Genomic DNA, 21,894 nt, shown 5'->3' with positions numbered 1-21,894 from the left:
AATCGGGTCGATGCGGCCCGCATCGCTGCTCAGAAGGGCTGGCTCTAAGTTGCTCCGAAAAGATTCTCTGTTAGTATATGTATAAATTCACAGTAATCCGGTGCCAAGGCATTGCAAAGACTGGATCTTGTTCCCGTAACCGAACTCAAGGGCGTTGCCGCCCGGGTGGCAGAAAAACTCAGTAAACTGGGGGTGAATACCGTCCAGGATTTACTGTTTCATCTGCCGCTGCGTTACGAAGACAGAACTCGCATCTATGCCATCAATGAACTGATCCCGAGCACCACAGCCACCATCGAAGCCGAAGTCATTTCCAGCCAAATCGTCAATGGTCGCAAACGCATGCTCACCTGCAACGTACGCGATGCCAGCGGCGGCCTGACCTTGCGTTTTTTCAATTTCTCCATGGCGCAAAAGAACGGCTTGCAGCCAGGCATGATGATCCGCGCCTTCGGCGAAATCCGTACCGGCAAGCATCAACTGGAAATCATTCATCCGGAATACAAGCTCACCGCGCCCGGTGAATCACCGAATCTGGCCGACACCCTGACGCCTATCTACCCCACCACCGAAGGCCTGAAACAAGCCAGCTGGATAAGGCTCACCGAGCAGGCACTGGAGCTATTGGAAGAAGGCGGTCTGCCGGAACTGCTGCCCGAATCGCTGCAGCCCAACCGCTTAAGCCTGGCCGATGCCGTACGCATCCTGCACCGCCCTCCGGCCGACGCCGAACTGTGGCAATTAGAGCAAGGCCAGCATCCGGCGCAGCAGCGGCTGGTGCAGGAAGAGCTGCTGGCCCACAACTTAAGCATGCTGAAGATCCGCGAGCGCAGCAATAAGGACGCCGCCGAGCCACTCGCCGCCACGGGTCAACTTATCCCCCGCTTTCTTGAGAGCCTGCCATTTGCCCCAACCAACGCCCAGTCGCGGGTAGTTACCGAGATCCATTTGGATATGGCCAAAACCACCCCCATGATGCGTCTGGTTCAAGGTGACGTGGGCTCGGGCAAAACTCTGGTCGCGGCGCTGGCGGCGCTGGCGGCCATCGAAAATGGCTGTCAGGTCGCCTTGATGGCACCCACAGAACTCCTGGCCGAGCAGCACGCCGCCAACTTTGCCCGCTGGTTTGAGCCGCTGGGGCTTAAAGTTGGCTGGCTGGCCGGTAAGCTTAAAGGCAAGGCACGCACGCAAACGCTGGAAGATATCGCCTCTGGCGCCGCCCAAATGATAGTGGGCACTCACGCCATATTTCAGGAACAGGTAAGCTTTTCCCGCCTCGCCCTTACCATCATCGACGAGCAGCACCGCTTTGGGGTACACCAGCGCCTGGGGCTGCGTGAAAAAGGTATTCAGCAGGGCTTTTTCCCCCATCAGCTGATCATGACCGCCACCCCCATCCCCCGCACATTGGCGATGACCGCCTATGCGGATCTCGACACCTCGGTTATTGATGAGCTGCCGCCGGGGCGAACTCCCATCACCACGGTTGCCATTCCGGATACCCGCAGGCTGGATGTGATTGAGCGGGTACGACAGGCCGCCTTGCAGGATAAGCGCCAGGCCTATTGGGTCTGCACCCTGATTGAAGAGTCGGAAGTACTCGAATGTCAGGCCGCCGAAGACACCGCAGAAGGCCTGAAGGAAGCCCTGCCGGAGCTTGGCATAGGTCTGGTACACGGCCGCATGAAGGGCACAGAGAAACAGGCCATCATGGCCGACTTCAAAGAGGGCAAGCTCGACTTACTGGTCGCGACCACGGTAATTGAAGTAGGGGTAGACGTACCCAACGCCAGCTTGATGATCATCGAAAACCCCGAACGTCTGGGCTTGGCACAGCTGCATCAGCTACGTGGTCGGGTCGGCCGTGGCGCCGTGGCCAGCCACTGCGTGCTGCTGTATAAAGCACCACTCAGCTTTACCGCCCAGGCTCGTCTCGGGGTACTTCGCGAAAGCAACGATGGCTTTGTAATTGCCCAAAAAGATCTCGAGCTACGTGGCCCCGGTGAGGTGCTAGGTACCCGCCAGACGGGTCTGGCGCAGATGAAAGTGGCCGATTTGGTGCGGGATCAGGCGCTTATTCCCCACATCCAGAAACTGGCGCGCCATCTGATGATTCAGACCCCCAACAATGTGGATGCCATAATTGAGCGCTGGCTCGGCGGCCGCGAGCAATACGTACAGGCCTAGTCTGCATTAAATATTGTTTTTGTTCAGTCTCTAACTATGGACATCCCTCGGCGAACTGGGACAATGGAAATTCATGGGTCAGGCGCACAAGGAGCCAAGATGCAAGTCAATCCCGAAGACAGAATCACCCCGCAGGAAGAAACCTCCCAGCGCAGCAACCGTCTGTCGGCGTTGCTGATCCTGGCATTGTTGGCCATCGCTGCAGGTTTGTGGATGTATTTCACCCGAACTCCAGAGCCAGCCCCCGTAGTTGAGGTGCCGGTAGAAATACCGGAGCCTGTCACCCTTCCCGAGCCACCTGCTGAGCCAGAGAAAATAGACACCGAGCAAGAAGCCTTGCCCGAACCTGCAGCCGCTGCAGTACCAGCTGAGCCAGAGCCAGACGTGTTCGTCGACCCAATCCCTGAGCTGGCAGAAAGTGATGCCTTTGCCACCAGAAAAGCGGTCGCCCTCGCTGGCAATCTGCCGGTTGAACCTTTGTTATCCCAGCAGGACCTGGTGCGCCAGTTTGTGGTCTTTATGGATAACCTGGCCGAAGGCCAGCTGGCCCGCAAACAGAGCCCCATGAAAGGTCCTGAAGATAAATTCAGTGTCAGCGAAATCACCGCCAAGACGTATCTGAATCCTGAAAGCTACAAGCGTTATGACCTGTATGCCAATTACATTGCCAATCTGGATGAACAAAAACTGCTGGAAACCTACGCCCAGATGAGCCCCATGCTGGAACAGGCTTTCGCTGAATTGGGTTACGGCGATATGAGTTTCAAAAAACGCAGTCTCAAAGCCATCGACCAGATGCTGGCTGCGCCCATCATAGAGGCACCGATCGAGCTGGTAACTTTCAGCGTCAACTACAAATTTGCTGATCCTGAATTGGAAGCCCTGCCACCAGCACAAAAACTGATGATCCGTATGGGGCCGACAAACAGCCGCAAAATAAAAGCCACGCTGAAAAAACTTCGTCCATTATTGCAATAACGCCACAGTGTTTAGCCGTTTGCCCCCGATGCCATGCGGTCTTCGGGGGCTTCTGTTATTAAGGTGTTTTGATATAGAATAATTTGTCAAAAATGACTGGCGCAAAAACAAACCGTAGCCTGAAAACAGGCCAAAACAATACCTGCCCGATGCGGCTAAAGTGATGGATAACTTACGACGTCTGGCTACAGCGTCAGAGGTAATGCAGTGCAATTAACTTTCAGCGTGATGGCGTGGGGGGGATGGTCCCCGGCTTATCAGGACAGAGAAAGCTGGGCCGATTGGCAAAAAACACTCTCTGAACCAAACAGTACTGTGACGCCGACACTGCCTCAGGTGCCGGCGATGCAGCGTCGTCGCTTTAGCCGCTTAAGCCGCATGATGCTCGACGTGGCCTTTCAGTGTGAACCCTCCTCTCAATGCCGCAGCGTATTTGCCTCACGCCATGGCGAGCTGAATCGCACCATAGACCTGCTCCAAAGCGTGATTGTGCGCGAACCTTTATCTCCCATGGGCTTCAGCCAGTCGGTGCACAACACCGCCAGCGGTCTTTTTGGTATTCTCGGCGACAATCGCGCCGCCTCGACTTCAGTTGCCGCTGGCACCGAGAGCCTGTCGCAGGCAATGGTGGAAGCCTATGCCCAGCTCATTGAGGATCCAAGCCCACTGCTGCTGGTGTTTGGCGATGACCCTGTACCGCCGGTTTACAACGATTACACCGAAGAATTTGAACTGCCGCTGGCGCTGGGGATGGTGCTGGCACCCGCTACCTCCGGCGCCCCAAAGCTAACGCTCACCAAACAACAAAAACTCGTTCCCATGAGCTACGGCCAGCTGCTTTCCTGCCTTTCCAAAGGCGAAAACTGTCAGGGCCATCTTTCCGGTTTTGACTGGACCCTTAGCCATGACTGAGCACACTCAGAAGCTTGCGCGCCGCTCGCCCTGTCAGCATAGGCTGACCGGGCTTGCTTATGTGCCGCGATGGTTGGGTGGCATGCTTTGCTACACCTGTTTTGGTCTGGGTGGCCTTTTGAGTTCACTCACCATTTTGCCATTGCTCAAGTACTGGCCAGGCGAACGTGAGGTACGAATCAAACGGGTGCAAAAAGCGGTGCACATCATGTTCCGCGGTTTTGTCCATATGCTCTCAGCAGCTGGGGTTATCCGGCTTGAAACCAAAGCGATAGAGACACTGACCAAAGCTGAGGCCATGTTGGTCATCGCCAACCACCCAACCCTGATTGATGTGGTGGTGCTGATTAGCCTGATGCCCAACGCGGGTTGTATCGTAAAGCAAGGTATTTGGCGTAACCCCTTTATGCGCGGCGTGGTATCTGCAGCAGGATATATTCCCAACCGCGGCGCCGAGCTGCTGTTGGATGACTGCCGCGAAGTACTGGGCCGCGGCACCAATCTGATTATCTTCCCTGAAGGCACCCGCACCGTGCTTGGCGAGCAGATAAACCCCTTTGCGCGCGGCGCGGCTAATATCGCCCTGCGCACCGGCAGTGACATACTTCCTGTGTTGCTGCACACCAAGCCCCCGGGCCTGACCAAACAGGACCCCTGGTGGGAAATTCCCCGGCGCACCATTGGCATGACGGTTGAGGTAGGAACGCCCATATCCGCCATGGACTATAAGGCCGAGGAAGGAGGAGATGCCAGGATGGCGAGAATATTGACCAGGGAAATGGAAAATTATTATAAACAAAGACTTGAAATAGAAATATGACATTACATGACCAAATTAAACAGCTGATCATCGACTGCCTCGATCTGGAAGACGTGACCATTGCTGACATAGAAACCGATGCGCCCCTGTTCGGCGACGGCCTGGGACTGGACTCCATCGATGCCCTCGAGCTGGGTCTGGCCATTAAAAAGCAATTCGATGTGAAGATTGAAGCCAACTCTGACGCGACCAAGGCTCACTTCTACAGCGTGGCAACCCTTGCCAGCTTTATCGAATCTCAGCGTGGCCAGGAGTAAGACTATGGACAACCGCGAGCAAATTCTTGAAAAGCTGACCACCATTCTGGTGGACGATTTTGAAATCGATACCGATGCCATCAGCCTGGAAGCCAACCTGTATCAGGACCTGGATCTGGACAGCATCGATGCCGTGGATCTGGTAATTAAACTGCAGCAACTCACCGGCAAAAAGATTAAGCCCGAAGAGTTCAAGTCCGTACGCACCGTGGAAGATGTGGTTAACGCCATCGAGGCTCTGGTTCAGGACTGATGCGGGCTATTGAGGTATTGACGGCGGCTTTGCTGCTCGTCTACCCGCTGGCGGTTTGGCTGGGGCTGAATTACCTGCCTCCCGGCGTGCTGGCAGGTATGCTGTGTCTGCTGCTATTGCTGCGGCTGGTGTTAAAGCGCCAGCAACTCAAAGCCATGGCACTGCCGCTGCTGGCTGGGGTACTGCTTACCGCCGGTAGCTTGCTGGCCAAACGTCAGGACTGGCTTCTTTACTACCCGATAGTCATTAACCTGACCATGCTCGGGGTGTTCGGCCAGTCACTGCTGCGCGGCCCCAGTATGGTAGAGCGATTGGCACGCCTCGGCGAGCCAGACCTGCCCGATGAAGCCATACCTTATCTTCGCAAAGTCACGGCGCTTTGGTGCCTGCTTTTTGTGGTAAACGGCGGCATGGCCTTTTATACCGCCCTCTTTACCAGCCTGGAAATCTGGACCCTGTACAACGGCCTGATTGCCTACATTCTGATGGGCATACTGGCTGGCGGGGAGTGGTTGTACCGCACCTTAGTGTTGAAGAGAGGTGCCTGACATGTGGATAGCATCGCGATGACGTCTCTGCTCTACAACGCCCTGACCCGCGGCCCGGCGGCGGCGCAGCTGATAAGCTTTAATCACCACGATATTCTCACCGGAGCGCTATTTACCACTCAGGTGCATCATCTGTGGCAGACCTTAAGCCAGAAAGCAGAGCGCCGCTGGCTGCTCTCAAGCGAAAGCTCTGACTTGTTCGCCATCGGGCTTTGCGCAGGTTTGCTGGCGGGCAAAGAGCTGGTACTGCCACCCAACACCCAAAGCGGCACCTTAAGTCAGCTCACCCAGAGTTTCGATGCCGTGCTCTCGGATGCGCCCCTGTGTGAAGGTCATGCCTGGGTGGCTCTGAAAAAAGAAACTACCCAGACGCCAGCCCCCTGGCCTGACGCCAAGCCCAGCGGCAGCCTGACGCTTTACACCTCAGGCTCCAGTGGCGAGCCCAAGGCCGTAAAAAAGACCCTCGAACAGCTCGACGCCGAAGTCAGCACCCTCGAGGCCACCTTCGCCGCCGCCCTGCCCCATTGCAGCGTGCTGGCCACCGTCTCCCATCAGCACATTTACGGGCTGCTGTTTAAAATTCTCTGGCCACTGGCGGCCGGACGGCCGTTTTTAAGTGATTTGGTGGAATACCCCGAGACCCTGAGTTATTACACAGCGCTGCTGCCAAACCTGTGCCTTATCAGCAGCCCGGCGCAGTTAAGTCGCCTGCCGGATGCGCTGGATAACGAGCCCCAGCTCTATTCTCCCAGCCTGGTGTTCTCTTCCGGCGGTCCCTTGAGCGAAGAGGCTGCCCGTGGTATCCAAAAGGTTTATGGCAGCCTGCCCATCGAGGTGTACGGCAGTACCGAGACTGGCGGTATCGGCTGGCGCAGGCAATCCTCTGCCGCCGAAGCCTGGCAGGCCTTTCCCGGCATTGAAATAGCCAACGATGAGGATGGTGCCCTGCTGCTGCGATCGCCTTATCTCGATAATCCCGCCACGCCCCTTCGCTGCGAAGATAAGGTCGCCATCGATGACCATGGCCGTTTTGTGCTGCAGGGCAGGCTGGACCGGATTGTCAAAATTGAAGAAAAGCGCCTGTCGCTGGTGCAGATGGAAGCCCTGCTGGAGAGCCATCCGCTGGTCAGTCGCGCCGCACTGGTGCTGCTGACCGAGCCGCGCACCCAGCTTGGCGCTGTGGTGGAGCTGTCTGACAAAGGCAAGGCACTGCTGGCCGAAGAGGGCAAACTTGCCCTCAACAACCAGCTGAAGGCGCATCTGTTAACCGAATTTGAGCGGGTCACCCTGCCAAGGCGCTGGCGTTACCCCGACGAGCTGCCACTGAATCAACAGGGCAAGCGCGTTCACCAAACTTTGATTGAGCTGTTCATCCATGATTAAGTCATTGCTGCCACAGGTTTTGGCGCGCGAAGAGACAGACACTGAGCTGAAACTAAGGCTCGCTATCGATGCTGACCTGCCGTTTTTCGAGGGCCACTTCCCGGGGCAAAGCGTGCTGCCGGGCGTCACCCAGCTCGACTGGGCGATACGTTTTGGCTGCGAGCACTTTGGTTATGATGCCAGCGTAGCAAGCCTGGAAGTGCTTAAGTTTCAACAATTGATGCTGCCCGGCACCGAAGTGGATTTGCTGGTAAGCAACAACGCCGCCAAGGGCAAACTCACCTTCGCCTACAGCGATGGCGAGCGCCGCTTCGGCTCGGGCCGGATTGTGATTGCCGCTCACGGGGACTCTTGATGCGCGTCGCCATAGTCATCCCCAATTACAACCATACCCATGCCATCGAGCGCACCCTGGAAACGCTGGAGCCTTTGGGGCTGCCAGTGTTTCTGGTCAACGATGGCAGCAACGAGGCCACCTGCCATTTGTTGATGGCCCTCGATGCCAAATACCCCTGGGTGACCCTGCTGCACCACCCCTTTAACCGTGGCAAGGGCGCGGCTGTGATGACCGGTCTGCGCGCCGCCTACAAAGCGGGCTTCAGCCACGCGCTGCAGGTGGATGCCGATGGTCAGCACACCCTGGATGACATCCCAAGGCTACTAACTGCCGCCAACGAACACCCCGAAGCGGTGATCTCGGGACGACCAGAGTACGATGACTCAGTGCCCAAGGGCCGCCTCTATGGCCGCTACATCACCCATTTCTGGGTGTGGGTCGAGACCCTGAGTTTCGATATTCAGGACAGCATGTGCGGCTTTCGGGTCTATCCGCTGGCCGCTACCGAAGCACTGTTTTTAAGCGAGCAGCTCGGCGAGCGCATGGATTTTGATATCGAAGTGCTGGTGAAGCTCTACTGGCGCGGTGTCGATGTGGTACATGTGCCCACTGCAGTGATTTACCCTGAGGACGGCGTCAGCCATTTTCAGGGCTTTGCCGATAACGTACGTATCAGCGCACTGCACACCAAACTCTTTTTCGGCATGCTCAAACGCCTGCCAAGCCTGCTTGGTCGGGGCAGAAAGCAAAACCACTGGTCGTCTATCAGTGAGCGGGGCAGCTATTGGGGCATTAAGCTTTTGGCCGAGAGTTACCGCTTCGGTGGCCACTGGCTGTGCCGCGCCATCATGTACCCTGTGATTGCCTATTTCTTTATGACCGGCGGCGCTGCCCGCAAGGCGTCAATCGAGTTCCTTGAGCGGGTACAGGTGCTGGAGCCAAATCATCCCCAGCTGCAGCCAAAGGTCAGTTGGCGCCACAGCCTCAGGCACTTCCTCGCCTTTGGCAATGCCGCGCTGGATAGAATCGATGCCTGGTGTGACCGGATTAAACTGAGTGAAGTCGATTTCCCCGAACGGGCACTGTTGGCAGATATGCTGGAGCGCGGCCAGGGCGGCGTGCTGCTGGTATCGCACCTTGGCAACCTTGAGCTGTGCCGCGCCATCTCCATCCACCAGCGCAAAGTAAAAGTGAACGTAATGGTGATGACCGCCAACGCCGAAAACTTTAACAAGGTGCTGAAGCAGCTGAATCCTGACAGCGACCTAAACCTCATTCATATCAATGAGCTGGGTCCATCAACTTCCATCATGCTGGCAGACAAGATTGCCGCCGGTGAACTGGTGGTAATAGCAGGGGATCGCACCGCCAGTGGCAATGCAGGCCGGGTGGTGGAAGTGCCCTTCCTTGGCGAAACTGCGCCTTTCCCACAAGGGCCCTTTATTCTGGCAAGCCTGCTGGACTGTCCGGTATTTCTGATGTTTTGCCTGCGGGAGCAGGGCCGCTACCGGGTGCATGTGGAGCCCTTTGCCGACACCCTCAAGGGCCCCAGAGCCGGCAGAAGTGAACGTATTCAAAACGCGGTCGAACGCTACGCCGAAAGGCTTGAGCATTACGCCCGCAAAGAGCCACTGCAGTGGTTCAACTTTTTCGATTTTTGGCGCCGCGGCCAATAAGGCTTTGGGCCCGGGCAGACGCCACAGGAACGGTAAAATGACTAACCAATCAACTGAAATGAAAGAGACTGTTAAGTTTGGCTACGACGCGCTGACCATAGAGCAGGTAGTGGCCATCGCCAAAGGCGCCAGGGTTGAGCTCAGACGCGACCAGCAATACGTGGAATACATCCAGCGTGGTGCCCGCTTTATCGACAGTCTGCTGACCGAAGAAGGCGTGGTGTACGGCGTAACCACAGGTTACGGCGATTCCTGTACCGTCACTGTGGGGCTCGACTTGGTGCACGAACTGCCGCTGCACCTGTCGCGCTTCCACGGCTGTGGTATGGGCCGCGAGCTTACGCCAATGCAGTCCCGCGCCGTGATGGCCTGCCGGCTGAATTCACTTGCCATTGGCAAGTCAGGCGTCAGTTTTGAGCTTTTAGAGCGTATAGAAACCCTGATTAATGAAGACATCTGCCCGGTTATCCCCGAAGAAGGCTCTGTAGGTGCCAGCGGCGATTTAACGCCACTGTCTTATCTGGCTGGTGTGCTGATTGGCGAGCGTGACGTGTTCTACCGCGGCGAGCGCATGCCCAGCAGTGACGTGTTCCAGAAGCTGAATATCACCCCGCTGAAGCTGCGCCCGAAAGAGGGTCTGGCACTGATGAACGGCACCGCGGTGATGACGGCGCTGGCATGTCTTGCATATGACAGAGCAGACTACCTCACCCGGCTGTCGTCACGCATTACTGCCATGGCATCCCTGACCCTCAAGGGCAACTCCAACCATTTCGACGACATCCTGTTTGCCGCCAAGCCCCATCCGGGCCAGGCACGGGTTGCCAGCTGGATCCGTGACGACCTCAACCACCACGAACATCCGCGCAACTCCGACCGCCTGCAGGACAGATATTCCATCCGCTGCGCGCCCCATATCATCGGCGTGTTGGCCGATGCGCAGCCAATGCTGCGCCAGTTTATTGAGAACGAACTTAACAGCGCCAACGACAACCCGATTGTCGACGGTGAGGGCGAGCATATCCTCCACGGCGGCCACTTCTATGGGGGACATATCGCCTTTGCCATGGACAGCCTCAAGAATCTGGTGGCCAACATCAGTGATCTGATTGATCGCCAGATGGCGCTGGTGATGGATCCCAAGTTTAACAATGGCTTGCCAGCAAATCTCTCAGGCGCCGAAGGTGCCCGCCGCCCTATCAATCACGGCTTCAAGGCGGTGCAGATTGGCGTATCGTCCTGGACCGCCGAAGCGCTCAAACTCACCATGCCTGCCAGCGTATTTTCCCGCTCCACCGAGTGCCACAACCAGGACAAAGTCAGCATGGGCACCATTGCCGCCCGTGACTGTTTGCGGGTGCTGGAGCTGACTGAGCAGGTGGCTGCCGCTGCGCTGCTGGCCATGGCTCAGGGCATGCGCCTGCGTATCCGTCAGGGCGAGCTGTGTGAGTCGTCACTAACCGCTTCGGTTGCCAACACCCTGGCCCAGGTGAGCGAGGCCTGCCCGCTCATCACCGAAGACAGGCCACTCGAAGCTACTCTGCGCCAGACGCTGGCACGCATTCAGGCAGGTGATTGGGAGGTGTGTCGATGAAATCTCTGCTTCACGCCGAGACAGACATCATCATTCCCTTCCACGATGTGGATCCGATGCAGATCACCTGGCACGGTAACTATTTGCGTTACTTCGAAATTGTCCGTTGTGAACTACTGGATAAACTCGACTACAACTATCGCCAGATGCAGGAGTCCGGCTTTGCCTGGCCGATAGTGGATGTGCAGATAAAGTATGTTCGCAGCAGCACCTTCGGTCAGAAAATTCGCGTCAGTGCCGATCTGGTGGAGTGGGAAAACCGCTTACGGATCAATTATCAGGTGCGTGACGCCAACAGTGGCGAGCGACTTACCAAGGGCTACACCATTCAGGCCGCCGTGGATATGAGCAATAACGAGCTATGCTTCGTTACGCCCGAGGTATTTCAGGCAAAAATTCGTCCACTGCTGGGCGAAGCTGACGCCTGAGCTTAGGCTGAAGCTTGCCATAATGTTTAATGCTAAGCGCATAAAGAGGTACCTATGGGGCTGATTGTTAAGTTTTGCGTTGGAATACTTGCATCCATACTGCTCTGGCCGCCAGCGCAGGCAGATGAAGCCCTAAGCCAGAAGACTATGGCCCAGAACGCTGACGTCAATCTCGGGGCGCTCGGCACAGCCCTGAAGCCACAGGGCGCGGTGCGCGGTGAGTTTGAACAAACCCGTACTCTCAAGGCGTTAAAGCGGCCGCTGGTCAGCCGGGGCAGTTTTGTGTTCTCACCCGAGCAGGGGCTTATGTGGGCACAAAACCAGCCCTTTGAAAACTTACTGATTTTAAGCGAAACGCGCATGTTTAGCCGCGACAGCGAAGGCCTCTGGCAACAAACCGAGGTCAACGCCAAAGCGGGTCCAGCTACCTTAATGCCCATGCTGGTAAAGGCCATGATGGGCGGCGATATGGCTACGCTGGAGCAACATTTCTCACTGGCATTAAGCAGTCAGGAGAATCTTTGGCGACTCACCCTCGCCCCAAAAGATAATGATATTAAGGCACTGTTTGCCGCCATCGAGCTTGAAGGCAGTTTTATCAGCGACGCAGGCACAGCGCCCTCAGCAGACACTCAGGCCAGCACAGGCAAGGCCAGCACCGACAGACTGAAACTTATCAGCCCCAATGGCGATGTGAGCGATATCCGCTTCAGCAACCAGCAAAGCGGGCCGCTGTCGGAGCAAGAGCTTCTGGCATTTAGCCCGCAAATTGAGTCGGGGCAATAAATCAGATGGCGCTTGGGGGAGGCAAGATCACAGATAAGCCACAGACTGCAAGCCGCGCAGGGCTCAGGCTCGTCCTTTGGCTATTGCTGCTCACCGCAGCCGTCGTTTTCGGCGTTAAAACCCTCAACCACAGAGATGTGGTTGAAACCGACATTCTGGCCATGCTGCCCCATTTGAAGCAAGATGCCCTCACCAGCCGTGCGCTGGACAGTATCGAGAACCGGCTGGCAAACGAAAGCTATCTGGTGCTCACAGGCGAGGACAAAGCCGCAACCATCGAGGCCGCCAGAGGCATGATGGCAGAGCTTGCCAGCTCCCCCGCATTTGCATCGGTTCGCAGCGCCGGCGAACTCGCTCCCAAAGAGATTTACCGGCTCTACTTTCCCGCCCGCTTCAACCTGCTGACCGAATCACAACGCTCGCTGCTGGAAAACAGCAAACTCGATGTTCTCATCAAGCAAACGGAAATTGCCCTCTACAGCGCCTTTGGTTTTGCCAATAGTGAACTTATCAGCGAAGACCCACTGTTGCTGTTTCCGGCGCTGATGCAAGGCTTTGGCAAAGGCCATCGCCTCGGTGAAAAAGACGGGATACTGCTTGGCAATTCAGGCGGCCAAACCGCTGCCATCATCATGGCCAAGGGAAAAGACAGCGTATTCAGCCCCATGGCTCAGGAAGCGCAGCTCAGTGCCATCAACTCTGCATTCGACAGGGTAAACCATGATAACCAACTCAGTCTGCTGAAGGCCGGCGCCCTGTTTCATGCAGTTGAAGCCACCCAAAGCGCCAAGGCCGAAGTCTCCTTGATTGGTTCGCTGTCAATGGCAGGCGTGGTATTGCTGGTACTGCTAAGCTTCCGCTCCCTGATGCCACTGCTGCTGGCAAGCCTTACCCTTGGCTGCGCCATGTTAAGCGCCAGTGTCTTTACCTTGCTGATTTTCGGGAAATTGCACCTGCTTACTCTGGTGTTTGGCACTTCATTGATTGGCATTGCCATTGACTACAGTTTCCATTTTTATGCCGAGCGCAGTGGCCGTGATGAGAGCGCCAGCCAAACACTGAGCCGCATCTTGCCCGCACTGACGCTGGCCCTTGCCACCAGCGTGCTCGCCTATCTGGCACTGGGCCTCACTCCCTTCCCCGGGATGCAACAGGTAGCGGCCTTTTGTGGCGGCGGCCTGATTGGTGCCTACCTCACTCTGTATCTTGCTTACCCCATGCTGGCTGGCAGCCGCATTCAGGCTGCAAGCGCAGCCATCACCCTGGCCTCTCGTTTCCTTACGCCATTTCAGGCCGCCGGTACCAAAGCCTTTGTGATTGGCGTCCTGACTGTCCTCTTCGTCTGCATCACTGGGCTTGGCCGACTGGAAAGCCGCGACGATATCCGCAGCCTGCAACAGGGCTCGGCAACGCTGATGACTGAAGAAGCTAAAGTGAGAACCCTGCTCTCCGGCGGGGTTGATAACCAGTTTCTGCTGGTACGGGCAGAGTCGATGCAGACGCTGCTCGCAAGACTCGAAGCCCTTGCGCCTGTACTCGCAAAGGCCGAAAAAGACCAATTACTGCAAAGCCATGTGAACCTTGCCGATTACCTGCCATCCAAGGCGCGGCAGATGGCCGACCATGACCTGCAACAGCAAATTTATGGCTCCAAACTGAGTGAAATACTCGCCCGCCTGGGGCTGGACGGCGAGCTTGAAACCAGTCTCAGGAGCCAATATCAGGCAGGCCAACAGCAAGCTGTGACAGCCGATGCACTTTTTGCCACTCAGCTTGGTGCAAGCCTCAAGCCGCTGCTGCTTGAGCCCACAGCGACAGATGCCAGGGAGTGGGGCGCCATGGTGCTGCTTGGTGGCATTCAAGACTTACCCGCACTGGCGGCTGCAGTGTCGACTATTCCCGGTGTGGCGTTGGTTGATAAGGTGGGTGATATATCCAGCCTGATGGGTGATTACCGCCAAACCACCCTCTGGTTACTGGCGCTGGCGCAGCTTATCGCCTTTGGGGTGTTTGTCCTGCGTCACCCGTGGAAACTCGCCGCTGCCATGGTGGCGGTGCCGGCATTGGCGGCGCTGCTTAGCCTGTCATTGCTTGGGCTGCTCGGCTCGCCCCTGACGCTGTTTCATGCGCTGGCACTGCTATTGGTATTTGGCATTGGCGTGGATTACAGCCTGTTTTTTGCCAAAGATGACAGCCAGCAAGAGGGCAGCAGAGTCATGCTGGCGGTGTTGCTGTCGGCAACCTCCACCACCCTTGCCTTTGGTTTGCTGGCGCTCAGCAACACACCGGCAATACACTATTTTGGCCTCACCCTGGCCCTCGGGATTGGCTTCACCCTGCTGCTCTCGCCCCTTATTCACACTTTCAAAAGGAAAATGAAGTAGATGCACTCTGGAAATAGCAAGCCCAACGATATGGCTGTGGATGTGGTGATTATCGGTGCCGGGCCATCCGGCGCCATTGCCGCCAGCCTGCTGCATAAGGCCGGTAAAAGGGTGCTGGTGCTGGAACGGCAACACTTCCCGCGCTTTTCCATCGGCGAGAGCCTGCTGCCCTGCTGCATGAATTTTATCGAAGAGGCCGGCATGCTGGAGGCGGTCAACGCCGCCGGTTTCCAATTCAAAAATGGCGCCGCATTCCGTCGCAATGGCACCTACACCACCTTTGACTTTACTGACAAGTTCACCCCCGGCCACGGCACTACTTTCCAGGTGCAACGCGGCAACTTCGACAAACTGCTGGCCGACACTGCCGAGGCCCAGGGCGTGGAAATCCGTTACGGCCATACCGTCCAGAGCATAGACATCAGCGCCAAGCCGTGTCTTTTTGTCAGCACTGAGGCAGGTGACAGCTATCGGGTGGAAGCCGAGTTTATGCTGGATGCCAGTGGTTTTGGCCGGGTGCTGCCACGACTTTTGGATCTGGAGCGCCCCTCCAATCTGCCTGCCCGCATGGCGATTTTCACCCACGTGGAAGACAATATCAGCGATGCCAATTTCGACCGTAATAAGATTCTGATAAGCGTCCACCCCGAACACAAAGACATCTGGTATTGGCTCATCCCGTTCAGCAACGGCCGCTGCTCTCTGGGTGTCGTAGCCGAGCCTCATCTGCTGGAGCGCCTTGATGGCAGCCTGGAAGACAAGCTGATGCAGGTGGTGCGCGAAGAGCCGGGCCTTAAAACACTCCTCAAAGATGCCGTAGTTGCGCAGCAGTGCGCCGAGCTTAAAGGCTATTCCGCCAACGTAAGCCAGCTTGCCAGCAACAAGTTCGCTCTGCTGGGTAACGCGGGTGAGTTCCTCGACCCGGTATTCTCCTCCGGGGTGACCATTGCCATGCAATCAGCCTCCCTCGCCGCCCGCACCCTGCTCAAGCAACTCAATGGCGAAACGGTAGATTGGCAGCACGACTATGCAGAACCTTTGATGACCGGCGTGAACACCTTCCGCACCTACGTTCAGGCCTGGTACGACGGCACATTCCAGGAAGTTATCTTCTTTGAAAACCCGAATCCGACCATCAAGCAAATGATTTGCTCCATCCTCGCCGGATACGCATGGGATACGGAAAACCCCTTTGTGAAAGAGTCGCAAAGACGGCTGAATATGGTGGTAGAATTGTGCCGCGAGGCCAAGGCCGAGGCTCAAGGGAAGGCGTAATGAACCGACGACTGCTGCTGACATTTTTGGTACTGCTGGCCACTACAGGCTGCAGTCAGCTGTTGCTGCGACAAACCTGTGTAGGTTTATCGCGTGATGTGAATTATTGTCTGGCACCACTGCCTATCCCGGCAAAAGAAGTCAAGGACAAAGCCGACGCCCCAAAGCCGCAACGGGCACCAAAGGCACCAACCAAGCCCAACCCAGAGAGCCGGAGCCAAACTCAGAAAGTCAGCATTGAGATTGATGGTAAACGCCATGAACTCCTGAGCGAACTTGAACTCAGTGAACAGCAACTGTCGGTAGTGGGGCTGGCACCGCTGGGGCAACCACTGTTTGATGTGCGCTTCGATGGCACCAGTCTCAGCAGCGAGCAAAACCTGCTGCTTGGCGACAATTTTCGTGCCGAGTACTTGGTCGCACTGCTGCAATTGATTTACTGGCCCGAGGGGCAAATCAATGGCGCGCTGGCCGGTGGTCAGGTGCAGGAGCAAGCCTGTCCACAACCACGCTGTCGTAGTCTTCACTCAACGAATGAGGGCGAACTGGTGCATATCAGCTACAGTCATCCAGACCCCTGGCGCGCCCGGATCACACTTGATATTCCGGCAGCCAAACTGACGCTGAAAATCACGCCACTGGCGTAACGCAAGCCCCTTGCAAGCACAGGTTCCAATGAACCAGAGGGAATGGGGCAGGATTTAGGAAGCAGAAGATTGACCAAGATAGCCATTACTGACACAGGTTTTTGTACACCGCTGGGGGCGACCGCCTCAGAGATCCTGCCAAGGCTGCTCACCGGCGACATTTCCGCCATGGTACTCAGGGACGATTTGTTGGCCTCGGGGCCAACCCTGGTGGGCGAGGTCAGCGCCCCGCTGCCGGCCATTCCAACCAACATGGCCAAGTTTGACTGTCGCAATAACCAATTACTGCTGGCAGCTGCCGTGCAGATTGCAGCTACGGTTGATCGTGCCAGGTCTTGCTTTGGTGCCAACCGGATAGGCGTGGTGCTCGGCACCTCCACCTCCGGCATTGCCAAGGGTGAAGAAGCCCTGGCCTACCACGCCGAGCACGGCGTATTTCCTTCGGATTATCACTATTTCCAGCAAGAACTTGGCAGCACCAGCGACTTTTTACGCCAGTACTTTGAACTCGACGGCCCCTGCTACACCCTTTCCACCGCCTGCTCCTCCAGCGCCAAGGTATTTGCCAGCGCCAGGCGGTTACTCAATGCCAATCTGTGCGACATGGTGATTGTGGGCGGCGTCGACAGTCTCTGCCGCCTCACGGTCAATGGCTTTGATGCGCTGGAGTCTGTGTCCAAAGGCCACTGTAATCCCTTCAGCGCCAATCGCGATGGCATCAACATTGGTGAAGGCGCAGCGCTGTTTACCCTGGAGCGCGGTGACGGCCCAGTGCTGCTCCGCGGTTGCGGCGAATCCGGCGATGCCCACCATATCTCGGCGCCGCACCCCGAGGGCCGGGGTGCCATAGAGGCCATGCAAATGGCGCTGAAAGACGCAGGCCTCAAGCCTGCCGATATCGATTACATTAACCTGCACGGCACCGCCACGCCGAAAAACGATGCTATGGAGAGCCGCGCGGTTTGTGCCGTGTTTGAAGACCATTTGCCTCCCTGCAGCTCCACCAAGCCGCTTACCGGCCATGCCCTCGGTGCCGCTGGCGCCATTGAAGCCGCCTTTTGCGTGCTACTGCTGAACGAAGGCAATCGCACTCTGCCACCCCAGGTGTGGGACGGCATAGCCGACAGCAACGACCCTCAATTACCCCTGGTTCCCATGCTGCATAGGCAAGACCCCGGCGAGCACCGAGAAATCCGCCATGTGATGAGCAACTCCTTTGCCTTTGGCGGCAGTAACGCCAGTTTGATTTTCAGCCGTGGAGGCAAGCATGACTGACAAGCTTTGGGATGGCGCACCGCTTTCCAGCATAGACGTGGAAACCTTTTTGCCCCATCGCCGCCCCATGGTGCTGATTGATAAAGTGCTGGAGCACGGCCACGACAGCCTGCTCACCGCCACCCATATCAGCGACTCGAGCCCCTATTTCGATGCAGCGCTGGGCGGTGTGCCCAATTACGTGGGCATAGAGTACATGGCGCAAAGCATTGCGGCGCTGGCCGGAGTCGAAGCTACCCTGCGCGGCGAGCCGATTCAGGTCGGATTTTTGCTGGGATCGCGCAAACTCTCCATGCCACTGGCAGTGTTTGCGCTGGGTGAGACCTACACCACCGAAGTGAAACGCCTTTATCAGGAAGACACCGGCCTTGCGGTATTCGACTGCCGCATTTTCCACGGCGCCACCCAAGTTGCCGAGGCCAACGTCAACGTGTTCCAACCTCAGGACACAGACGCCTATATTCGAGAGAGCCAAGGCTCATCCACCCGTATCTAGCACAGGAGCATAACAATGACTAAAAGAGTCCTGGTCACAGGTTCCAGCCGCGGCATTGGCAAAGCTATTGCCCTGCGCCTTGCATCTCAAGGCTATGATATTGCAGTGCATTACCACTCAAATCTCACTGCCGCCGAAGCCACTGCCAGCGAAATTGCCGACCTCGGCGTGAAGGTGAGCCTGCTGAAATTTGATGTGGCCGACCGCGCCGGCGTGCGCGCGGCTATTGATGCCGATATCAACGCCAACGGCGCCTACTATGGCGTGGTGCTCAATGCCGGCATCAACCGCGACACCGCCTTCCCGGCCATGACCGACGATGAGTGGGACAGCGTTATCCACACCAACCTCGACGGTTTTTACAACGTGGTGCAGCCCACGGTGATGCCGATGATCCAGAGCCGCAAGGGTGGACGCATCATCACGCTGGCATCGGTATCCGGCATTGCCGGCAACCGTGGTCAGGTAAACTACAGCGCCTCCAAGGCCGGACTTATCGGCGCCACCAAGGCGTTGTCGCTGGAGCTGGCCAAACGCAAAATCACCGTTAACTGTATCGCCCCCGGCCTGATTGAAACCGATATGGTGAGCGAGTTTCCTGCCGAGATGGTTGACCAGCTGGTGCCGATGCGCCGCATGGGCAAGCCGGAAGAAATTGCCGCACTGGCCGGATTTTTGATGTCCGATGATGCCGCCTACATCACCCGTCAGGTGATTTCGGTGAACGGAGGCATGCTGTGAGCCGCCGGGTTGTGGTCACAGGCTTTGGCGGCATCAGCAGCCTCGGCCATGACTGGTCATCGATTAGGGCAAGCCTTAAAGCCATGCAAAACAAAGTGGTACGCATGGACGAGTGGGACAGATTCGATAATCTCAACACCCGTCTGGCTGCGCCCGTGACCGACTTTGAAGTACCAGCCCACTATTCGCGCAAAAAAGTCCGCTCCATGGGACGGGTCTCCCTGATGGCCACCCGCGCCAGTGAGCTGGCGCTGGAAGATGCCGGCCTGCTTGGCAGCGACTTTCTGACCTCAGGGGACGTGGGCATAGCCTATGGCTCCTCCACCGGCAGCACAGATCCCCTGATTGGCTTTGGCCGCATGCTGGACACGGGTGACATGTCCGGCATAGATGCCACCAGCTATATCCGCATGATGGCCCACACCACGGCGGTAAACGTAGGGGTGTATTTTGGCCTCAAGGGCCGCATTCATACCACGTCCAGTGCCTGCACCTCTGGCAGCCAGGGCATAGGTTACGCCTATGAAGCCATCAAGTATGGCATGCAAACCGCCATGTTGGCCGGTGGTGGCGAAGAGCTGTGTCCCAGCGAGGCTGTGGTGTTCGATACCCTGTTTGCCACCAGCACCCAAAACGCCACCCCTGAGCTGACGCCACGGCCTTTTGATAAAAATCGTGACGGTCTGGTGATAGGTGAAGGTGCCTGTACTCTGGTGCTGGAAGAATTGGAGCACGCCAAAGCCCGCGGTGCCCATATTTATGCCGAGCTGGTTGGCTTTGGCACCAACAGCGATGGTCTGCATGTAACCCAGCCCAATGCGACTACCATGGAAGGGGCTATCCGTCTGGCGCTGAAAGATGCCGCGCTGGACGCCGATGCCATTGGTTATGTCAACGCCCACGGCACCGCCACTGACAGGGGCGATGTGGCCGAAACCCGCGCCACCGCCGCCGTGTTCGGCAGCCGTATGCCCATTTCGTCGCTGAAGAGTTATACCGGCCACACCCTGGGTGCCTGCGGCGCGCTGGAAGCCTGGTGCAGCATCATGATGATGAATGAAGGCTGGTTTGCGCCGACCATCAATCTTGAGGAAATCGACCCGGACTGCGGCGATCTGGACTACATTCGCAGCAATATCCGCGAGATACGTACCGACTACGTGATGAGCAATAACTTCGCCTTCGGCGGCATCAACACCTCACTGATTTTCAAACGCTGGCAAGAATAGGTTAAGGATAAAAAAACCGGAGCTGGCCAGGCTCCGGTTGCTGAAGCAGGGCGATTAACAGAACCTTCATTCTGGATCTGATAAGCGCCCCATGATCTCCTGAACCTCTCCCCGCACCGCCACCAGCGCCTCAACACAACGACCATCCAGCTTGCCTGCAGCCGCCATACATCTGAGCTCTTCAAAACAAGACTCCAATGACCAGGGCTGTTTGTAGGGTCTGTTGAAGCTCAGGGCATCAAAGATATCCGCCACAGTAACAATCCTGGCTTCTATCGGAATTTGCTCACCTTTGAGCCCTCTGGGGTAACCGCTGCCATCCAGATATTCATGATGGCAGGCAACAATGTTAATCATGATTTGAGAGTCAGGCAGATGGCTTAGCCCAAAGTCACCGACAATCTTATGGATTATCTGCTCCCCCTTTTCGACGTGGCTTTCCATCAACAGCCGTTCCTGCTCAGTCAGCGCCCCGGGCTTTAGCAGCACCCGATCGGGTATACCGATTTTGCCCACATCATGTAAAGGTGCAAACAGGGCTATTTGCTCAATGGCTTCATCACTGAGCCCTGCATCGGCAGCTATTTCCCTGGCGATTAACCTTGAATAGGCCGCCATGCGATCCAGATGAGCACCGATTTCAAAGTCACGCAAACCGGCAAAGTCTCTTGCCACCTGTGCCGATGCCAAAATGGTGCGTACTGCGGCAAATTCACTGGACAACGACATGTTCACTAAGTTGGCGTACAACATCAAATCGCGCTGCATTTTGGAGTCAAAAGCCTGGAGACGAAAAGAGTCGAAAAATAAAAAACCAATAAACAAACCAGCGTCGTAAAGCGGAATAGTGAACGAAGACAGATAGCCCTGCTCCAACAGCCAGGAGGAATGCTGATTATCCGGGGTGATATTGGCCTGCACGTCATCGATAACCCGGCACTCTCCCGATTTGGCCATCTGGCTCAGGGAGCGACTTTCGTGCAGACGATATTGATAGCCATGGATGGCATTGCCGCTGCGGGTACTGTTAATAAAGGTCTTGAGCAGATCGCTCTTGGGATCATAAAGCGCAAAGGCAATTCGGTCGACGTCAGGATACACTTCAAGTAAATGATCATGGATCCGCTCCATTCTCTCATTTGCACTGCTTCCCTGTTGCCATAAGTAAGCCGGTATGGCCCCAGTTGAATCCAACATAACCGCAATTCCTCTGCCGACTTTCTCCAATGTCACAGTGTAGGCTAAGGTACGAACGTAAGTCTTGGAAATACCCCAAAAGTCTATTGCGCACACGTTTGCTTTTCATGTTGCATAAGATTATTCTCAATAAACTTTTGCTAATTGAGTTGAGGTTATCATGCTGCAGTCCATGCTCGCCGGTTTGTCAGGCAGCGCCCTTCCGGCACAATGCTGGGAATTGGTGAAAAAAGGCGCCACCCTGGTGGATGTCAGAACTCCGGCCGAATTTGCCCAGGGCCACTTGCCCGGCGCCGTGAATATTCCGCTGGATACCCTCGAAACCTGGGTTGCCACTCACACCAACAAGGCTGCGCCCATGGTGCTGTACTGCGGTGCCGGTATTCGCGCGCAAAAAGGTTGTGACATTCTGAGTGCCAACGGCTGCTGCAGCGTCATCAACGGCGGCTCACTGAAAGACTTGCTGGCTGGCGCCTGAGGCCAATCAGGGT

Annotated in this window: 22 protein-coding genes; 21 read left to right on the top strand and 1 reads right to left on the bottom strand. The window is 56.5% G+C overall.

Annotated elements, in window-relative coordinates:
- Nucleotides 1-111: 111 nt before the first annotated feature.
- From recG to ABYK60_RS07035, 20 genes are all read left to right on the top strand, one after another.
- Nucleotides 112-2,187, top strand: coding sequence for an ATP-dependent DNA helicase RecG (recG, locus tag ABYK60_RS07130; RefSeq protein ID WP_372871272.1), 2,076 nt, complete (start codon nucleotides 112-114; stop codon nucleotides 2,185-2,187).
- Nucleotides 2,188-2,286: 99 nt separating this feature from the next.
- Nucleotides 2,287-3,165: a DUF3014 domain-containing protein gene (locus ABYK60_RS07125; RefSeq protein WP_372871270.1), complete on the top strand. Its 879-nt coding sequence runs from the start codon at nucleotides 2,287-2,289 to the stop codon at nucleotides 3,163-3,165.
- A 207-nt stretch (nucleotides 3,166-3,372) separates the two neighbouring features.
- On the top strand, nucleotides 3,373-4,077 hold the full coding sequence (locus ABYK60_RS07120) for a beta-ketoacyl synthase chain length factor (protein WP_372871269.1): 705 nt from the start codon (nucleotides 3,373-3,375) through the stop codon (nucleotides 4,075-4,077).
- The gene (locus tag ABYK60_RS07115) at nucleotides 4,070-4,897 is read left to right on the top strand and encodes a lysophospholipid acyltransferase family protein (RefSeq protein WP_372871268.1); all 828 of its coding nucleotides are present in this window, start codon (nucleotides 4,070-4,072) and stop codon (nucleotides 4,895-4,897) included. Before ABYK60_RS07120 ends, ABYK60_RS07115 begins: the two co-directional genes overlap by 8 nt.
- On the top strand, nucleotides 4,894-5,154 hold the full coding sequence (locus ABYK60_RS07110) for a phosphopantetheine-binding protein (protein WP_011761486.1): 261 nt from the start codon (nucleotides 4,894-4,896) through the stop codon (nucleotides 5,152-5,154). The genes ABYK60_RS07115 and ABYK60_RS07110 overlap by 4 nt, the downstream gene beginning before the upstream one ends.
- 4 nt (nucleotides 5,155-5,158) lie before the next feature.
- The gene (locus tag ABYK60_RS07105; protein WP_372871267.1) at nucleotides 5,159-5,407 is read left to right on the top strand and encodes an acyl carrier protein; all 249 of its coding nucleotides are present in this window, start codon (nucleotides 5,159-5,161) and stop codon (nucleotides 5,405-5,407) included.
- Complete coding sequence (locus ABYK60_RS07100) at nucleotides 5,407-5,955, top strand: hypothetical protein (RefSeq protein WP_372871266.1); 549 nt, start codon at nucleotides 5,407-5,409, stop codon at nucleotides 5,953-5,955. Before ABYK60_RS07105 ends, ABYK60_RS07100 begins: the two co-directional genes overlap by 1 nt.
- An 18-nt stretch (nucleotides 5,956-5,973) precedes the next feature.
- Complete coding sequence (locus ABYK60_RS07095; protein WP_372871281.1) at nucleotides 5,974-7,338, top strand: AMP-binding protein; 1,365 nt, start codon at nucleotides 5,974-5,976, stop codon at nucleotides 7,336-7,338.
- Nucleotides 7,331-7,693, top strand: coding sequence for a thioester dehydrase (locus tag ABYK60_RS07090; RefSeq protein WP_372871265.1), 363 nt, complete (start codon nucleotides 7,331-7,333; stop codon nucleotides 7,691-7,693). Before ABYK60_RS07095 ends, ABYK60_RS07090 begins: the two co-directional genes overlap by 8 nt.
- Nucleotides 7,693-9,351 (top strand): glycosyltransferase, encoded by a 1,659-nt coding sequence (locus ABYK60_RS07085; protein ID WP_372871264.1) that lies wholly within the window; start codon nucleotides 7,693-7,695, stop codon nucleotides 9,349-9,351. Before ABYK60_RS07090 ends, ABYK60_RS07085 begins: the two co-directional genes overlap by 1 nt.
- 37 nt (nucleotides 9,352-9,388) lie before the next feature.
- Entirely contained in the window at nucleotides 9,389-10,945 is a 1,557-nt protein-coding gene (gene hutH, locus ABYK60_RS07080) for a histidine ammonia-lyase (RefSeq protein ID WP_372871263.1), read from the top strand.
- Nucleotides 10,942-11,373 carry an acyl-CoA thioesterase gene (locus ABYK60_RS07075; protein ID WP_372871262.1) on the top strand — a complete coding sequence of 144 codons (432 nt, stop codon included), beginning with the start codon at nucleotides 10,942-10,944 and terminating at the stop codon, nucleotides 11,371-11,373. The genes hutH and ABYK60_RS07075 overlap by 4 nt, the downstream gene beginning before the upstream one ends.
- Before the next feature lie 54 nt (nucleotides 11,374-11,427).
- On the top strand, nucleotides 11,428-12,159 hold the full coding sequence (locus tag ABYK60_RS07070; protein ID WP_372871261.1) for an outer membrane lipoprotein carrier protein LolA: 732 nt from the start codon (nucleotides 11,428-11,430) through the stop codon (nucleotides 12,157-12,159).
- A 5-nt stretch (nucleotides 12,160-12,164) separates the two neighbouring features.
- A complete protein-coding gene (locus ABYK60_RS07065; protein ID WP_372871260.1) occupies nucleotides 12,165-14,543 on the top strand; it encodes an MMPL family transporter in 2,379 nt (792 codons plus the stop codon).
- Nucleotides 14,544-15,818 (top strand): NAD(P)/FAD-dependent oxidoreductase, encoded by a 1,275-nt coding sequence (locus ABYK60_RS07060; RefSeq protein WP_372871259.1) that lies wholly within the window; start codon nucleotides 14,544-14,546, stop codon nucleotides 15,816-15,818.
- Complete coding sequence (locus ABYK60_RS07055; RefSeq protein ID WP_372871258.1) at nucleotides 15,818-16,465, top strand: DUF3261 domain-containing protein; 648 nt, start codon at nucleotides 15,818-15,820, stop codon at nucleotides 16,463-16,465. The genes ABYK60_RS07060 and ABYK60_RS07055 overlap by 1 nt, the downstream gene beginning before the upstream one ends.
- 42 nt (nucleotides 16,466-16,507) lie before the next feature.
- Nucleotides 16,508-17,740 carry a beta-ketoacyl-[acyl-carrier-protein] synthase family protein gene (locus ABYK60_RS07050; RefSeq protein WP_372871257.1) on the top strand — a complete coding sequence of 411 codons (1,233 nt, stop codon included), beginning with the start codon at nucleotides 16,508-16,510 and terminating at the stop codon, nucleotides 17,738-17,740.
- Entirely contained in the window at nucleotides 17,733-18,236 is a 504-nt protein-coding gene (locus ABYK60_RS07045) for a thioester dehydrase (protein ID WP_372871256.1), read from the top strand. The genes ABYK60_RS07050 and ABYK60_RS07045 overlap by 8 nt, the downstream gene beginning before the upstream one ends.
- A 15-nt stretch (nucleotides 18,237-18,251) precedes the next feature.
- Nucleotides 18,252-18,977, top strand: a complete 726-nt coding sequence (locus tag ABYK60_RS07040; protein WP_372871255.1) for a 3-ketoacyl-ACP reductase FabG2 — start codon at nucleotides 18,252-18,254, stop codon at nucleotides 18,975-18,977.
- A complete protein-coding gene (locus tag ABYK60_RS07035; RefSeq protein ID WP_372871254.1) occupies nucleotides 18,974-20,206 on the top strand; it encodes a beta-ketoacyl-ACP synthase in 1,233 nt (410 codons plus the stop codon). The genes ABYK60_RS07040 and ABYK60_RS07035 overlap by 4 nt, the downstream gene beginning before the upstream one ends.
- A 66-nt stretch (nucleotides 20,207-20,272) precedes the next feature.
- On the opposite strand, the gene ABYK60_RS07030 is transcribed toward ABYK60_RS07035, so the two are convergent.
- A complete protein-coding gene (locus ABYK60_RS07030) occupies nucleotides 20,273-21,403 on the bottom strand; it encodes an HD domain-containing phosphohydrolase (protein ID WP_372871253.1) in 1,131 nt (376 codons plus the stop codon).
- A gap of 160 nt (nucleotides 21,404-21,563) precedes the next feature.
- On the opposite strand from ABYK60_RS07030, the gene ABYK60_RS07025 reads away from it, so the two are divergent.
- The gene (locus ABYK60_RS07025) at nucleotides 21,564-21,881 is read left to right on the top strand and encodes a rhodanese-like domain-containing protein (RefSeq protein ID WP_372871252.1); all 318 of its coding nucleotides are present in this window, start codon (nucleotides 21,564-21,566) and stop codon (nucleotides 21,879-21,881) included.
- The last annotated feature ends 13 nt before the right edge of the window (nucleotides 21,882-21,894 follow it).

Origin of the sequence: Shewanella sp., from assembly GCF_041630135.1 — a bacterium.
Lineage (GTDB): Bacteria > Pseudomonadota > Gammaproteobacteria > Enterobacterales > Shewanellaceae > Shewanella.
Note: the sequence above shows the minus strand (reverse complement) of the source record. Positions and strands in the feature narration are given on the sequence as shown.